Consider the following 15,784-nt stretch of genomic DNA (forward strand, 5'->3'; position numbering starts at 1 on the left):
CTGGAATTCGTGGCTGCTTCTCGCGAATGTGACACTCACCTTGCCACCGACAGCTTCTCCATGATCGCCTTGCGCAGGATGCGCGAGAGCGATTCCACCGAATACGGCTTCTGGATCAGCTCGAATCCGCGGTGGGCGTTCTCGGCCAGCACGTTGCTGTAGCCGGAAGTGAGCACCACGGGCAGGCCCGGATAGCGCTCGCGGATGATGCCGGCGAGCTCGACCCCGTTCATGCCGGGCATGATGACGTCGGAGAACACGAGGTCGACGGCAAATTCGTTCTCGCCCAGGATCGCCAGCGCCGCGTTGGCATTGGCGACGCGGCGCACGACATAGCCGAGATCCTCCAGGAGCTCGGTGGAGAAGCGGCCGACCTCGTCGTCGTCCTCGACCACGAGCACGCGATAACCACGCCCGGTCGTGGCCGCCTCGTGGCTCAGGGCCGCTGCTTCCTTCTCCGTGGTGGGGCTTTGCGCCTGCGGCAGGTAGATGGTGAAGGTGGCACCTTCACCTTGCGTGCTCGTCACCGCAATGTCGCCCTCGGACTGCTTTGCGAAGCCGAAGGCCTGGCTGAGCCCGAGGCCGGTGCCCTTGCCGACCTCCTTGGTGGTGAAGAACGGCTCGAAGATCTGTTCGAGATGTTCCGGCGCGATGCCGCTGCCGGTGTCGGTAACGGAGATCGCGACATAGTCGCCGCGGCGCGCCGATTGTGCGCGCAGGCTCGGTATTCCCGAGACCTTGCGCACGGCGATGGTGAGGCGGCCTTCGCCGTCCATGGCATCGCGGGCGTTGATGGCGAGATTGATCAGCGCGGTCTCGAACTGGGCGATGTCGGCCACCGTGAAGCAACCGGTGTCCCGAACCTCCACGGCGATCTCGATGCGGGCGCCGACCAGCGGCCGCACCAGCTGCGCCACGCCCTCGACCTGGCTGCCGACGTTGAAGATCTGCGGCTTCAGCGGTTGCCGGCGCGCGAAGGCCAGAAGCTGCGCGGTCAGCTTGGAGGCGCGCTCGACCGTGTCTGAGATGGCATCGACGTAGCGTCGGCGGCGCTCCTCCGGCAGCTCGCGGCGGCGCAGGAAATCGGTCGCAGAGCGGATGATGGTGAGAAGATTGTTGAAGTCGTGCGCGACGCCACCGGTGAGCTGGCCGATCGCCTCCATCTTCTGCGACTGCCGCAGCGCTTCCTCGCCGCGGCGCCGCTCGGTGATGTCCACCGCCTCGGGCACGGCGCCGGTGATGTTGCCCTGGCGGTCGAGCACGGGACGCATGCCGAAGTCGAAATCGCGCTCGCCGATCGGAAGGCGCAGGCGCATCTCCAGCCGCACGGGTTCGCCCTTGAGCACGGTGTCGAAGGCCTCGCGCACGGCGGCACTCATGCCCTCCGTGCCGGTGAACCAGGGTGTGTCCCAGAACGGCTTTCCGACCACGTCCGCGGAATTCGCCTTGATGCCGGCGAGCGCGGTCTTGTTGGCGTAGACCAGCTGGCCCTCGAGATTGACCAGGCCCTGATACTGATTGCTCGTCTCCAGGATCGCGCGCAGCCGCGCCTCGTTGGCTTCGAGCTCGGCGGTGCGCTCGGCGATGCGCTCTTCCAGCGTCTCGTTCAGCCGCCGGAGCTCGATCTCGGCCTGCTTGGCGACGGTGACGTCGTGGGCGACGCCGATGAAGCCGATATGCTTGCCGGTCGCATCCCAGCGCGGCTGCGATTCCGAGCGCAGCCAGCGCCATTCGCCGCTGGCGTTCTTGTAGCGCGCTTCCAGCACGAAGGGTTTGAGGGACGCTTCACCCTGGACGGATTGCTGCAGCACGTGCGGCAGGTCGTCGGGATGCAGCACCTTGCGCCAGTCGAAGTCGATGGCCTGGTCGTAGGGCAGGCCGACGAAATCGACATAGGCCTGGTTGGCGAAGGACCGCTTGCGGTCGAGCTTGGTGACCCAGATCGGCACCGGCGCGCTGTCGGCGATCAGCCGGAAGCGCTCCTCGCTTTCGCGCAGCGTCTCGCGCGCCAGCGCCTGATCGGTCATGTCGATATGAGCGCCGACGAGCCGGATGGCGCGGCCGTCCTTGTCGCGCTCGATCTTTGCGACGACACGGATCCAGCGGGTCTCGCTGTCGCTGGGGCGGATGATGCGGTATTCGGCGCTATAGTCCTCGCTCGCTCCGGCGAGCGCTTCGAAGAAATGCTTGACAGTGGCGTCGCGGTCGTCGGGATGGATACGGTTGACCCAATCCTCGTGCGACTCCTCGGCGGCTTCCGGCGGAAGGCCGTGGATCATCAGATATTCGGGCGAACGCCGGTTCTTGAAGCCTTCGCGGAAATCGACCTCGACGCCGCCGACCTTGCCGATGCGCTGGATGCGCGCCAGCTCGGCCTCGCGCTCCTGCAGCGCGCGATAGGCATTGTCGCGCTCGCGCGCGACGTCTTCGAGGTGCTGGCGCAGCCTTTCGGCGGCGATGGTCTCGGGCAAGGGTTCGTTCAAGGCATCGGCCGTTGTCATGCAGGTGCGCACGTGCCGGACCGATATTCACACAGACGGAGCGTGATGGCCATTGTTTAGAGGGCAGGTGGTGCCGGGAAATGGGGGCGCGCGCCTGAACGGAGAGAAGTACGCGGTGGTAACGTCCGGTCTGGCAATTTGTTCCGAATACTGGAACGATCGGCGGATTGAGGCGTCGTCGCGAGGTGCCAGCGCGCTCATAGGCTTTCCTTTCCCACGAGGCTAAATCTTGAAGCTCTTTATCTGCCAGGCCTGCGGCAACGTCCTCTATTTCGAGAACCGCGCCTGCGAACGCTGCGGCCATCGGATCGCCTTCCTGCCAGAGAAGGAGACGATGTCGGCGATCGAGGCCGACGGAGACGCCTGGACCATCCTCGCCGACAAGAGTGAGAGCCGGATGCTGTGCCGGAATGCCGAGTACGACGCCTGCAACTGGCTGACCGACGCAGGCGATAGCACCGGCTATTGCCGCGCCTGCCGCCACAACGGGACCGTGCCGAACCTTTCGGATCCGGCGCAGCTCGCCGGCTGGCGCGAGCTGGAGGTGGCCAAGCACCGGCTGTTCTATTCCCTGATCCGCTGGAAGCTGCCGCTCCAGACCCGCCAGGACAATCCCGAACATGGCCTGATCTTCAACTTCCTCGCCGACGATCCGCACAGCGGCGAGAAGGTCATGACCGGCCATGACAACGGCCTGATCACGATCGCGCTGACCGAGGCCGACGACATTGAGCGCGAGCGGCGCCGGCTCGAGATGGGCGAGCCCTATCGGACGCTGCTCGGGCATTTCCGCCACGAGGTCGGACATTACTTCTGGGATGTGCTGGTGCGCGATGGCGGCAAGCTCGACCAGTGCCGCGCCGTCTTCGGCGACGATAGCGCCGATTACGGCCAAGCCCTGCAGCGCCATTATGCCGAGGGCGCGCCGCCGGACTGGCAGCAGAACTACGTCTCGGCCTATGCCACGACGCATCCGTGGGAGGATTTTGCCGAGACATGGGCGCATTACCTCCACATCGTCGATGCCCTGGAAATGGCCGCCGAGTTCGGCATGGAGGTGCGTCCCAAGGTCGACCGCGACGGGGAGCTGACGGCGCGCATCCGCTTCAACCCGTACGAGGCCAGGGATGTCGAGGTGCTGGTCAACGCATGGCTGCCCTTCACCTTCGCCATGAACAGCGTCAACCGCGCCATGGGCCTGCGCGACCTCTATCCCTTCATCCTGTCGCCCGCGGTGGTCGGCAAGCTGGGCTTCATTCATGACCTGGTCCGGGACGCGGCCAAGGCCGGAAAGTCCTAGGGATGCCGCACGGCAGGCGCGCCGGGCCCATTTCGGTCTTGCGCTGGTACGCCAAAGGCGGCCCGATTTAGACCGTTGCCTCCGGCCCATTTTGATGTACCACGGGAGCCACACGGCCCCTCCCAAAGGCCCCAACGGCCAGGGAAGGGTCCCGCCCAAGGTCGAGACTCAAGAAAAGCATGTTCAAACGCATTCTGATCGCCAATCGCGGCGAAATCGCCTGCCGGGTCATCAAGACTGCCCGCAAGATGGGAATTCAGACGGTCGCGGTCTATTCCGAGGCCGACCGCGATGCCCTCCACGTCGAGATGGCCGATGAGGCGGTGCTGATCGGCCCGCCGGCCGCGGCCGAGAGCTACCTGGTGATCGAGAAGATCGTGGAGGCCTGCCGGAAGACGGGTGCCGAGGCTGTGCATCCCGGCTACGGCTTCCTGTCCGAGCGCGAGGCGTTTCCGCGCGCGCTGGAAGCCGCAGGAATCGTTTTCATCGGCCCGAATCCCGGCGCGATCGCCGCAATGGGCGACAAGATCGAGTCCAAGAAGGCCGCCGCAAAAGCAAAAGTCTCGACCGTGCCGGGCTATCTCGGCGTCATCGAGGACGACAAGCACGCGGTGCGGATCGCCGACGAGATCGGCTACCCCGTCATGATCAAGGCCTCCGCCGGCGGCGGCGGCAAGGGCATGCGCATCGCCCATTCCAAAGCCGAGGTTGCCGAGGGCTTCAACCTCGCCAAGGCGGAGGCAAAGGCCTCGTTCGGCGACGACCGCGTCTTCGTCGAAAAGTTCATCGTCGATCCCCGCCACATCGAGATCCAGGTGCTGGGCGACAAGCACGGCAACGTGATCTATCTCGGCGAGCGCGAATGCTCGATCCAGCGCCGCAACCAGAAGGTCATCGAGGAAGCGCCGTCGCCGCTTCTGGACGAGGCGACCCGCCGCAAGATGGGCGAGCAGGCGGTCGCGCTGGCCAAGGCCGTGAACTACGATTCCGCCGGCACGGTCGAGTTCGTCGCAGGCCAGGACAAGAGCTTCTACTTCCTGGAGATGAACACGCGCCTCCAGGTCGAGCATCCCGTCACCGAGCTCGTCACCGGCATCGATCTCGTCGAGCAGATGATCCGCGTCGCGAGCGGCGAGAAGCTCGCCATCGCGCAGAAGGACGTCACGCTGACCGGCTGGGCGGTGGAATCGCGCCTCTATGCGGAAGATCCGTTCCGCAACTTCCTGCCCTCGATCGGACGCCTCGTGAAGTATCGTCCGCCGGCGGAGGCCAGCAAGGACGGCGTCACCATCCGCAACGATACCGGCGTGCAGGAGGGCGGCGAGATCTCGATCCATTACGATCCGATGATCGCCAAGCTCGTCACCCATGCGCCCTCGCGCGCGGCGGCGATCGAGGCGCAGGCGACTGCACTGGACTCGTTCTATGTCGATGGCATCCGCCACAACATCCCGTTCCTGTCGGCCTTGATGCATCATCCGCGTTGGCGCGAGGGACGGCTCTCGACCGGCTTCATCGCCGAGGAATTCCCCAAGGGTTTTGCGGTGCGTGTGCCCGAGGGTGAGGTCGCGCGTCGCATCGCCGCGGTCGGCGCCGCGATCGATCACGTGCTCGGAGCGCGCAAACGGCAGATCTCCGGCCAGATGGGCGGCCGCGTCGTGCAGCGCGAGCGGCGTCGCGCGGTTTGGCTCGACCGCCAGGAGATACTGCTCGAGGTCGCGCGCGAAGGCGAAGCGATCACGATCCGCTTCATCGACGCCGACGGCAAGGCCGGCAACACGCATCTGTTGCAATCGCCGTGGAAGCCGGGCGATCCGGTCTGGCAGGGCACCATCGACGGTCAGTTCGTCGCCGTGCAGACCCGCCCGATCGCCAACGGCATCCGCCTCGCGCATCAGGGCGTCGAGGTGCCGGTCTATGTCTGGACCGAGGCCGAGGCGGCCTCCGCGCGGCTGATGCCGGTGACCACGGCCTCCGACAGCGGCAAGAAGCTGCTCTGCCCGATGCCGGGCCTCGTCGTCTCGATCGCGGTTAGCGAGGGGCAGGAGGTCAAGGCCGGCGAGACCCTGGCGGTGGTCGAAGCCATGAAGATGCAGAACGTGCTGCGCGCCGAACAGGACGGAACCGTGAAGAAGATCCACGCCAGCGCCGGCGCGACACTCGCGGTGGACGCGCTGATCCTGGAGTTTGCGTAAGATAAAAGATGTGAGTGGGGGTCTTGCCGGGCCCCAAGCTCACCGTCATTGCGAGCGCAGCGAAGCAATCCAGACTGCCTCTGCGGAAAGACACTGGATTGCTTCGCTGCGCTCGCAATGACGGAGTACGTTGCGGCTGCGTCGCAATAATTGGGAGGGCAACCATGGCCTTTCGTTCCCGCCGCGAGAAACTGCGATCGATCCTGTCGGGCGGGACGTGCGTCCATCCCGGCTCGGTCTATGACGCGATCTCGATCCGGATTGCCGAGGATCTCGGCTTTCCGCTTGGCATGTTCGGCGGATCGGTGGCTTCGCTCGCCGTGCTCGGCGATCCCGATGTCACGCTGATCACGCTCACCGAGCTTGCCGAGCAGATGCGGCGGATGTCGCGGGCCTCGGCGCTGCCGGTGCTCGTCGACGCCGATCACGGCTATGGCAATGCGCTGAACGTGCGCCGCACGGTGCAGGAGCTGGAGACGTCGGGCGCGGCCGGCCTCACCATCGAGGACACGCTGTTGCCGGCCGCATTCGGTGCGACGAAGGCGCAGCTGATCTCGCTGGAGGAGGGCGTCGGCAAGATGGAGGCGGCGCTTGGCGGCCGCGGCGATCCCTCGCTGGTCATCATGGGCCGCACAGGCGCAGCCGCGATCACCTCGATCGAGGATGCGGTGCGCCGCGCCCAGGCTTATGAGGCCGCCGGCGTCGATGCGCTGTTTTTCACCGGCATCAAGTCGCGCGCCGAGCTCGAGGCGATCGTCTCCGCCACGCGGCTGCCGATCGTGCTCGGCGGCGCGTCTGAGGAATTGGGCGGGCTCGATTATCTTGCGAGTCAACGCGTGCGCATCGCGCTGCAGGGCCATGCACCGATCGCCGCCGCGACGCAAGCCGTCTACGAGACGCAGAAGGCGTTGCGCGAGGGCATGGCGCCAAAAAGCCTCAAGGGCCTGGCATCGTCGGAGCTGATGGCGCGCGTTACGCGCGAGGCCGCGGTCAAGGCGCGCAGCTCCGATTTGCTCGGATGGAAGAAGACATGAGTCGGGCGATTCTCCAGGTCATGATCCGCGGCCGCGTGCAGGGCGTCGGTTATCGAGCCTGGGTGGAGTCTCAGGCCATCGCGTATGCCCTCGAAGGCTGGGTCCGCAACCGCCGGGACGGCAGCGTGGAAGCGCTGTTCGCTGGCGCCCCGACGCACGTTGCCGACATGGTCGCGCTGTGCCGCCACGGCCCTCCGTCCTCGCGCGTCGACAGTGTCACCAGCGAGACGGCAAGCGTGGATGAGCTGAATTTGCGCAGGGCAGGGGAAGCGTTTTCGGTGCTGCCGACGGTGTAGATATATCGCGCTCTCCCCGCAAGCGGGGAGAGATGAAGAAGCCGTCACCTCGGCAATTTCGCGATCGCCTCGCTCAGCTCGTGGATCTCATAGGGCTTGCGCAGGATCGGGAAATCGCCGCGCACGCCGGCGGCGACCTCGCTGTAGCCGGTGGCGAGCAGGATCGGCAGGCTGGGACGGATCTGACGGAGGTGATGGGCGAGGCTGAGGCCGTCCATCTTGCCGGGCATGACAATGTCCGAGAACACGAAGTCGACGCCATCGCTCTCGAGCTCGCGCAATGCCGCTTCGGCATCGGCGACACGGCGCACCCGGTAGCCGAGCTGCTCCAGAAGACCGATGCTGACCAGCGCGACGTCGGGATTGTCCTCGACCAGCAGCACCGTGCCGCTGCCGCGGAACGCCGCTTCCGGTACCTCCCGCGACGGCACATCTGTGCCACGCGGCAGGACGATGGTGAATGTCGTGCCCTTGCCGAGCTCGCTCGCGACCTTCACCGTGCCGCCGGCCTGGTGGGCGAAGCCGTGGACCTGCGAAAGGCCGAGGCCGGTGCCCTTTCCGATCGGCTTGGTCGTGAAGAACGGCTCGAAGATCTTGTCGAGAACGTCGGAAGGAATTCCGAGCCCGCTATCGCGGACGTCGATTGCGACGAAATCGCCGATGAGGGGGGCCTCGTTCAGCATGACGTTGCGCGCACCTATCGTCACCGTGCCGCCGTCCGGCATCGCGTCGCGCGCATTGATGACGAGGTTGAGCAGCGCGGTCTCGAGCTCGGAGACGTCGGCCTTGATCGGCCAGGTGCCGGAGTCGATCTCGAAAGCGAGACGCACGGAGCTGCCGACGCCCGCGTCGAGCACCTCGCGGATCGCCGCGACACGGTCGGCAAAATCGATCGCCTGCGGGTTGACGCTTTGCCGACGCGCGAAGGTGAGAAGCTGGTTGGTCAGCGCTGCGCCGCGCTTGGTCGCGGTGTCGATCGCCGAGATGGCGCGCTCGAGCTTGGGGTCGTCGGCGGCGCCTTTCTTCAGGATGTGAAGGCTGCCGCTGATGATCATCAGAAGATTGTTGAAGTCGTGGGCGACACCGCCGGTGAGCTGCCCCAGCGCATCGAATTTCTGCGACTCGGCCAACTGCTTCTGCATCGCCTCGAGCTTGAGCTGCGCATTGCGGCGCTCTGTGATGTCGCGTGTGATCTTGGCGAAGCCGATCAGCCTGCCGTCCTCGTAGATCGGGTCGATCACGACGCTCGCCCAGAAGAACGTGCCGTCCTTGCGGACACGCCAGCCTTCCTCCTCGTACCGGCCTTTTTCCCGCGCGATGCCGAGCGCCCGGGCTGGCTTGCCATTGGCGCGGTCGGTCTCGGTGTAGAAACGGGAAAAATGCTGGCCGAGGATCTCCTCTGGGGGGTAGCCCTTGATCCGTTCGCCGCCGATGTTCCAGCTGGTGATGATCCCGTTGGGGTCGAGCATGTACAGCGCGTAGTCGGCAACCCCCTCAACCAACAGCCGGAAACTGCGCTCGCTCTCGAACAGGTCTCTCTGTTGACTGAACTTTTCGACCATTCCCGGACCCCGCCTCGACGGGAACAAACGCGGCATCCGCGAGATGGTTCCCGCCCTGTGGGACATTTCTAGGCAAGCTTTACCGACCCGTATGCAAGGCGCGTCTTGACAAGAAAGCAAGTTCGTCAGATATTTCTGTCATGACAGAAATAACCGGAAAAAAGAAACTGCCCGCCGCTGTCGAGCGCTTCATCCTGCACTGGGGCGACATGGGCGACGAGTGGGGCGTGAACCGCTCGGTAAGCCAGATTCATGGGCTGCTTTATCTCGCCGAGGCGCCGATGACGGCCGAGGACATCGCCGACACGCTTGGCATGGCACGGTCCAACGTCTCCAATTCGCTGAAGGAGCTGCTCGCCTGGAACCTGATCCGGCGGGTCCCGATCCTGGGCGACCGCCGCGACCATTACGAGGCCGAGACCGACATCTGGGAGATCGCCGCGAGAATCGCGGCGCGGCGCAAGGAGCGGGAGATCGACCCGGCGATCGCGGCCCTTCGCGCTTGCGTGTCCGATGCCACGGACGATCCCGGCATCAGTCCCGTCGCAGCCAAGCGCCTGAAGGAGATGCTGGCGTTCACCGAGCTTGCCGACCACTGGTTCATGCAGATGCTGAAAGTGCCGCGGCCGCGGCTGGTCGCCTTGATGCGGCTTGGCGAGAAGATCGCCAACCTGCTGCCGATTGGCAAGGTCAAATAGCATCGAGGAGGTTGCGATGACGTCGGCAAGACTATCGGGCTCCAACGCATCGACCTCCGCTCACGTAAGACTGCTCGACGACCGGCGTTTCCGCGCGCTGCTGTCGGACGAGGATTGGGGCCGCCTGCCGCTCGCGACATGGCGGCGCTTCTCGAAACGCGTCGCCGACGGCGACAGTATCGTCTATGTCGGCGTAGTCGACGAGATCGCCTTCAGCGATTTCGGCTGGTGGTTTGCGCAGGCCGCACGCCTGATCGGCGGACCATTGCCGACCGGCCGCGACATCGGCGTGCCCATGATCGTCACGGTCACCGAGGACGGCGCGACCGGCCAGACCTGGACGCGCATCTGCGCGCGCAAGCGCGGCTTTCCGCAGGTGATCCATTCCGCCAAGCGTTTCGCCGGTCCGACCGGGCTCGAGGAATATGTCGGCTTCGGCGTGTCGATGGCGCTGCGCATCGCGGTCGAGGATCAGGTACTGATCTTTCGCAGCGCCGGCTACGGCCTCCAGCTTGGACGGCTGTGGCTTCCGCTGCCGGGCTGGCTGACGCCGGGCGAGCTCATCGTGACACATCGAGATCTCGGCGAGGGCGCCTTCCGCTTCAGCTTGGATGTCACTCACCCGCGTCACGGTGCGCTGATCCATCAGTCCGTCCTGTTCAGGGAGGCCGTATCATGACGCCGCTGCTGTGGACACTCATCGCCATCCAGATCATGATGGGCGTGTTCGACACCTTCTATCACCACGAATTCACCGAGCGCCTGGCCTGGCGACCGTCGCAGCGCTTCGAGCTGAAGCTGCACGGCATCCGCAACATGCTCTATGCGCTGCTGTTCCTGGTGCTCGGCTGGCTCGAGGTTCACGGCGTGCTGGCGCTGTTGATCGTCGCGGTGCTGGTCGCCGAGATCGTCATCACCTTGATGGATTTCATCGAGGAGGACCTCAGCCGCAAGCTGCCGCCGAGCGAGCGCATCAATCACACGCTGCTTGCGATCAATTACGGCGCCATTCTGGTGCTGTTGATACCCGTGCTAATCGCCTGGGCGATGCAGCCCGTCAGCGTGATCGTCGTCTATCAGGGCCTGCTCAGCATCGCCGCGACCGCCTGCGCATTTGGCGCGGCACTGTGCGGCCTCAGGGATTTCGCGGCGGTGCGGCGGCTCGGTCGCATGCGAAGCGTGCCGGCGGCCGGACTTGTCGAACAGCTACCCGGCCGCAAGACCGTGCTGATCACAGGTGCCACCGGCTTTATCGGCAGCCGGCTTGCGGCAAGCCTCAGCGGGGCAGGACATCACGTCATTGCGCTGATCCGCAATCCCGCGAAAGCCGAGATGCTGCCGCCTCCCGTGACGCTGATCACCAGCCTCGACCAGCTCGCCGCGGACACGCCAATCGACGCCGTCGTCAATCTCGCGGGTGAGCCGATCGGCAACGGCCTCTGGACCGAAGCGAAGCGTGCGAAGATCATCGGCTCGCGCATCGACACGACCGGCGAGATCGTCAAGCTGATCGCGCGGCTCGCGCGCAAGCCCGAGGTGCTGATCAGCGGCTCGGCGATCGGCTGGTACGGCCTTTGGGCCGACCAGGTGCTGACGGAATCGGCAAAGTCGCATGCCTGCTTCAGCCACGAGCTGTGCGCGGCCTGGGAGACAACGGCGCGGCCGGCGGAGGAGCTCGGCGTGCGCGTGGTGTATTTGCGCATCGGCCTCGTGCTCGGCACGGAAGGCGGCTTCGTCACGCGCATGTTGACGCCATTCGAGTTCGGCCTCGGCGGCCCGCTCGGCACCGGGCGGCAGTGGATGTCCTGGATCGAGCGCGACGATCTGATCCGGCTGATCGCCTATCTGATCGCGACGCCGGATCTGTCGGGTCCCGTCAACGCCACGGCGCCGATCCCCGTCACCAACGCGAAATTCACCGAAGAGCTCGGCCGCCGCCTGCACCGGCCCGTCGTGTTCCGCATTCCCGGCGGCCTGCTGCGCCGGATCGGCGGCGGCTTTGCCGACGAGCTTCTGCTCGGCGGCCAGCGCGTGCTGCCGAACAAGGCGCTGAGCCGCGGCTTCGTGTTCCGCCACGAGACGTTGCGCAGTGCGTTCGAGGCGATCTTGTGAGCGTTCAGGTCGGCGCCACACTCCGAAATGTCGCCGTCAGCGTGCGCAACGCTGCCAGCTTGGCGGGATCGCTGACCTTCGAATGCAGCATCACCTTCGAGCTGCCGAGCTTCGGCAGCTTGTGCGCAGGACCGATGTCCATCAGCCCGGGCGGCGCGATACGCCGCGCCAGCGGCGCGATCGCAAGCCCCGCTAGCGCGGCCGCGACCACCGCGGTGACGCCGCCGCCGACGAAGCGCTCGCGCCAGGAGATGCCGGCCTTGTCGAGCGCGCGCACGGCGACGGCGCGGACGCCACAGGGCGGGGCGAGCGTTGCGAGCGGCAACGGCTCCCCTTTCGGCAGGGTGAAGCGGCGTGCGGCGAACCAGCCGAACTCGTCCTCGGCCAATTTTTCGCCGCCGCGGCGGCTGCCTTCCTGGCGCACGATCACCGCATCGAGCTCGCCCGCATCGTAGGCATCCTGCATCTCGCGCGAGAAGCCGATGGTGACGGCGAGGGTGAGGTTGGACGACATGGCGTGCAGGCGCTCAAGTAGCGGCACCAATTCGGGGCCAGCGGCGTGATCGGAGATGCCGAGCGAGAGCGACTGCGCGGCCGGCGCGTCGCCCGACAGCGCGAGATCGTGTGCCGTCATCAACGCGCGGGCGCGATCGAGGAACGCGGCGCCATCTGCGGTAAGGCGGACTGCGCGCGGCGAGCGCTCGACGAGGCGCTTGTCCAGCAATGTCTCCAGCCGCTGCAGCTTGAGACTGACGGCGGCCTGCGTCGTGCCGAGCGCTTCGGCGGCGCGGGTGAAGCTCTGAAGGTCGGCGACCAGAAGGAAGGCCTGGACGGTGGCGACGTCGAGTATGGGGTTCATTATAAATCATTATCACTGATATCAGGATAGATAAGATACCAAAATGACAGCGACAGGTCTAGTTTCTCCTCCAACGCCGCGCAACTTGCGCAGCTTATCGAGGAGAACGACAATGCCCCTGATCACCGTATCTTACACCACGTCCCGCCAGTCCCCCTCGCTGAAGGCCGATATCGCGAGCGCGGTATCCGAGCTCACAGCAAGTATCCTGCACAAGGATCCCAAGGTGACCGCGATCATCGTGAAGTCGGTCGAGGCAGGCGACTGGTTCGCTGGCGGCAAGTCGCTCGCCGAGCAGAAGCTCGCGAGCTACTGGATCGACATCCACGTCACCGAGGGCACCAACACCAAGGACGAGAAGGCAACCTATCTCGCCGCCATGTTCAAGCGCATGGCCGAGATCCTGGGCCCGCTGCATCCCGAGACCTACCTGCATGTCGACGAGGTCAAGGGCGACGCCTACGGCTTCGGCGGCCTGACCCAGGAGCGACGCTACATCGCAGGCAAGCTCGAGGTTTCGCTGCAGGCGGCGTGATGCGAGAGGCCGCGGGTGAGCCGTCTCACCCGCGGCCTGCAGCCATCAGCTCGCCGCGCGGAATTGCACTTCGGCTTTGTTGATGAAGCATGTTTTGTCGAACAGCGTCAGGTCCAGCGGGTTGGGCAGGCGGACATCGCTGAGATCGGGGCAGGGCTTCGCTGCGGGATCATAGGATCGATCGATCTGCGAGATGAAGACGACGATCAGCCCCGTGTCGCGCGCGAACGACCTCAGCGCCCGCACCTGCACCGTCAGGTCGGGGTTTTCCCGCCTCTGATCGAGCAGTTGCAGATAGTCGATCACGACGAAGGTGCCGCGCGGCGCCGCTTCCATCTGCTTGACGATGTAATCGGCGCTGATTGCGTCCGAGCAATCCACCTCGAACAGCTTGTCGAACTGTGTGGGCTCCACGCCGATCGCACGGAGGCGGTCCAACACATCTCGCTCGGTGTACTCCAGTGAGAAGAATGCGGCGCGATGGCCGGACTTCATGGCTTCGACGGCAAGTTCGAGGCTCATCAACGTCTTGCCCTGGCCCGGACGGGCCCCGACCAGCACCAAATCGCCCGGCCGGAACTGCGCGAACAGTTTGCTCGCCGGCGTCAGTGCGGCTGCTTTCGCCGCGAGCATGCTCCAGGCGGAAAAGCCCTCCGTCGCAGCGATGCGGTCAAGCGCGTCGTGGAGCGGAATGCCGGCCTCGCGGGACAGGCGCCTGGCCTTGCGCTTCAGATGGTAGATGGGCGCAGACAGTTTCATCGTCAAAACCTCCCATTGCGAGCATGGATCGCAACCCCTCCTTATGCCTAGCGCTCGAACAGTCGGCCGATGATCAATTCGCCCGGCATGAGGTCTGCTTTCCCGGCGGAGGGAGGAGGCGTGGGCGGCACCGAAATGAAGCGTAGCTGATTCCGCGACGGGCGGAGAGCGGCGCGGTCGGCTCAACAAAAAAAGTATTAGACTGCCGCTTCCGGCAGCAGCGCGCGGGTCGGTCCGAACAGCTCTTCGAACGCCTGCCTGAGCGCGATGTCGACGTCGGCCATGGTCACGAGCTGGCCGAGATCGACCAGCGAGGTGACGCCGTAACGGGGGTCGACGACGCCGCAGGGCACGATGCCGGCGAAATGCGACAGCTCCGGCTCGACATTAATGGCGATGCCGTGAAACGAGACCCAGCGCTTCAGGCGGACGCCGATCGCCGCGATCTTGTCTTCGTGTCCAGGTCCCTTGTCGGGCCGCCTGACCCAGACGCCGACCCGGTCCTCGCGCCGCTCGCCGCGGACGTTGAAGGCGGCGAGCGTCTTCAGGATCAGCTCTTCCAGGCTCGCGACATAGGCCCGCACGTCCGGCCGGCGGCGCTTGAGGTCGAGCATGACGTAGGCCACGCGCTGGCCGGGTCCGTGATAGGTGAGCTGCCCGCCGCGCCCTGTCGCGAAGGTCGGGAATCGGGAATCGAGCAGGTCGCTTTCCTTGCCCGAGGTGCCGGAGGTGTAGAGCGGGGGATGTTCCAGCAGCCAGACCAGTTCAGGGGCCTCGCCCGCGGCGATCGCCGCGACACGCGCCTCCATGGCGGCCACGGCCTCCGGATAGGGCACCGGGGCATCCGAAATCCGCCATTCGACGACTTCGCCGCCTGCGGCGGAAAACGACGTCAAATCGAGGTCTTGGCGGTGGCTTTCAGGGGAATTAACCATTGGCTAACCATAACGTGGTGATCATCTCTGGAGCAAATGAAGAGTCCCAAGTCCCAAGTCTCAAGTTGCGGCGGTCCTGACAGTGCCCACTCTCGACAAAGTCACCGTGGATCTCATGGTCGTCCTCGGGACGACCACGATGCCGATCCATCAAGTATTACGTCTTTCCCGCGGCGCCATCATCGAGCTGGACGCAACTGAGGCCGACGAAGTCAAGGTGCTCGCCAATAATCTGCCGGTCGCCTCCGGCGTTGTGCTGGTCGACCGCAACAGAATCGCGGTCGAGGTCAAGCAGATGCTGCCGCGCTCGCCGGGGACGCGGTAGGCCCCCGGTCACACGGGACCGGGCAAGCGGTAGCGGCCTGGGTATCCTATAAGGCCGATCTCCTGGGGAAGGGCGGCGTTTTTCCTGCCAAGCTTGTGGAATTCAGGGCTTTTGCAGGCTTGTATCCCCCTGATGGATTTGTTAGATCGGCGCCGCTGATCCGGCCGCCCGAACGACCTCAGGCCGGCATCTCCTAGCGCTCGTGGCGGAACTGGTAGACGCGCTGCCTTGAGGTGGCAGTGGGTAACACCGTGGGGGTTCGAGTCCCTCCGAGCGCACCACAATTTGCAAATCGCTGGCGGGTTGCCCACCGTGGCGGTGAATACGAGTGTGCAAGAGCCGTCGAAAGTGAACGCAAGCTCACTGTGTGGCTTGCTCGTTGCCCTCAAGATTTCACCCCCCATCCTAAGTAATGATGAGTTTCAGCGGAGAGCCGGCCGCAATGATCCCACGCCTGTCGGGCACGTTGCGGACGATTGGGGGCGGGGTAATCCGGGAAAATGCCTGGCATGCTCAGTTGCCGACGCTGCTGTTGAGCTCGCCAAACAAAGCGGCGGATCGCGTCCACGTTCTTCGTCATCGAGTAGAGGTTGCACACGTTCAGGTCTCGGGAGGTGCCTGGCGAGGACGGTTGTCAGTTGCGGGTTTGGCATGCGCCAGCTCGCGGGTCGGT

14 protein-coding genes and 1 tRNA gene are annotated in these 15,784 nt (G+C 65.3%); 10 read left to right on the top strand and 5 right to left on the bottom strand.

From position 1 onward, the window contains the following. Positions 1 to 35: 35 nt before the first annotated feature. On the bottom strand, positions 36 to 2,513 hold the full coding sequence (locus GA0061099_RS28950) for a hybrid sensor histidine kinase/response regulator (protein WP_036029124.1): 2,478 nt from the start codon (positions 2,511 to 2,513) through the stop codon (positions 36 to 38). A 217-nt stretch (positions 2,514 to 2,730) separates the two neighbouring features. Between GA0061099_RS28950 and GA0061099_RS28955 the strand changes: the two genes are divergently transcribed. From GA0061099_RS28955 to GA0061099_RS28970, 4 genes are all read left to right on the top strand, one after another. Next, positions 2,731 to 3,801 carry a zinc-binding metallopeptidase family protein gene (locus tag GA0061099_RS28955; RefSeq protein ID WP_036029125.1) on the top strand — a complete coding sequence of 357 codons (1,071 nt, stop codon included), beginning with the start codon at positions 2,731 to 2,733 and terminating at the stop codon, positions 3,799 to 3,801. Positions 3,802 to 3,980: 179 nt separating this feature from the next. After that, positions 3,981 to 5,996: an acetyl-CoA carboxylase biotin carboxylase subunit gene (locus tag GA0061099_RS28960; protein WP_036029127.1), complete on the top strand. Its 2,016-nt coding sequence runs from the start codon at positions 3,981 to 3,983 to the stop codon at positions 5,994 to 5,996. Positions 5,997 to 6,160: 164 nt separating this feature from the next. After that, a complete protein-coding gene (locus tag GA0061099_RS28965) occupies positions 6,161 to 7,030 on the top strand; it encodes an isocitrate lyase/PEP mutase family protein (RefSeq protein WP_036029130.1) in 870 nt (289 codons plus the stop codon). Further along, positions 7,027 to 7,326, top strand: a complete 300-nt coding sequence (locus tag GA0061099_RS28970; protein WP_036029132.1) for an acylphosphatase — start codon at positions 7,027 to 7,029, stop codon at positions 7,324 to 7,326. Before GA0061099_RS28965 ends, GA0061099_RS28970 begins: the two co-directional genes overlap by 4 nt. A 44-nt stretch (positions 7,327 to 7,370) precedes the next feature. Here the strand turns inward: GA0061099_RS28970 and GA0061099_RS28975 are convergent, their stop codons facing one another. Continuing rightward, on the bottom strand, positions 7,371 to 8,888 hold the full coding sequence (locus GA0061099_RS28975; RefSeq protein ID WP_036029133.1) for a PAS domain-containing sensor histidine kinase: 1,518 nt from the start codon (positions 8,886 to 8,888) through the stop codon (positions 7,371 to 7,373). A gap of 140 nt (positions 8,889 to 9,028) precedes the next feature. Between GA0061099_RS28975 and GA0061099_RS28980 the strand changes: the two genes are divergently transcribed. Genes GA0061099_RS28980 through GA0061099_RS28990 form a run of 3 tightly spaced genes read left to right on the top strand, consistent with a single transcriptional unit; the run spans position 9,029 to position 11,698 of the window. Continuing rightward, positions 9,029 to 9,586: a GbsR/MarR family transcriptional regulator gene (locus tag GA0061099_RS28980; protein ID WP_036029135.1), complete on the top strand. Its 558-nt coding sequence runs from the start codon at positions 9,029 to 9,031 to the stop codon at positions 9,584 to 9,586. Between the two features lie 16 nt (positions 9,587 to 9,602). Next, positions 9,603 to 10,265 carry a DUF4166 domain-containing protein gene (locus tag GA0061099_RS28985; RefSeq protein ID WP_036029139.1) on the top strand — a complete coding sequence of 221 codons (663 nt, stop codon included), beginning with the start codon at positions 9,603 to 9,605 and terminating at the stop codon, positions 10,263 to 10,265. Continuing rightward, a complete protein-coding gene (locus GA0061099_RS28990; protein ID WP_036029147.1) occupies positions 10,262 to 11,698 on the top strand; it encodes a TIGR01777 family oxidoreductase in 1,437 nt (478 codons plus the stop codon). Before GA0061099_RS28985 ends, GA0061099_RS28990 begins: the two co-directional genes overlap by 4 nt. 4 nt (positions 11,699 to 11,702) lie before the next feature. Here GA0061099_RS28990 and GA0061099_RS28995 read toward each other — a convergent pair whose 3' ends face one another. Continuing rightward, a complete protein-coding gene (locus tag GA0061099_RS28995) occupies positions 11,703 to 12,557 on the bottom strand; it encodes a LysR family transcriptional regulator (protein WP_036029150.1) in 855 nt (284 codons plus the stop codon). A 112-nt stretch (positions 12,558 to 12,669) separates the two neighbouring features. Here GA0061099_RS28995 and GA0061099_RS29000 point away from each other — a divergent pair, with 112 nt between their 5' ends. Next, a complete protein-coding gene (locus GA0061099_RS29000) occupies positions 12,670 to 13,092 on the top strand; it encodes a tautomerase family protein (RefSeq protein ID WP_036029153.1) in 423 nt (140 codons plus the stop codon). Between the two features lie 45 nt (positions 13,093 to 13,137). Here the strand turns inward: GA0061099_RS29000 and GA0061099_RS29005 are convergent, their stop codons facing one another. Both GA0061099_RS29005 and lipB read right to left on the bottom strand, forming a co-directional pair. Then, positions 13,138 to 13,851, bottom strand: a complete 714-nt coding sequence (locus GA0061099_RS29005) for a DNA helicase (protein ID WP_036029156.1) — start codon at positions 13,849 to 13,851, stop codon at positions 13,138 to 13,140. Between the two features lie 197 nt (positions 13,852 to 14,048). After that, entirely contained in the window at positions 14,049 to 14,786 is a 738-nt protein-coding gene (gene lipB / locus GA0061099_RS29010) for a lipoyl(octanoyl) transferase LipB (RefSeq protein WP_036013562.1), read from the bottom strand. An 82-nt stretch (positions 14,787 to 14,868) separates the two neighbouring features. Between lipB and GA0061099_RS29015 the strand changes: the two genes are divergently transcribed. Next, entirely contained in the window at positions 14,869 to 15,111 is a 243-nt protein-coding gene (locus tag GA0061099_RS29015; RefSeq protein ID WP_018647371.1) for a FliM/FliN family flagellar motor switch protein, read from the top strand. A gap of 196 nt (positions 15,112 to 15,307) precedes the next feature. Beyond that, positions 15,308 to 15,392 (top strand) — tRNA-Leu (locus GA0061099_RS29020). Positions 15,393 to 15,784: the final 392 nt, after the last annotated feature.

It is taken from the genome of Bradyrhizobium yuanmingense, assembly GCF_900094575.1.
In the GTDB taxonomy this organism is placed as follows: domain Bacteria; phylum Pseudomonadota; class Alphaproteobacteria; order Rhizobiales; family Xanthobacteraceae; genus Bradyrhizobium; species Bradyrhizobium yuanmingense.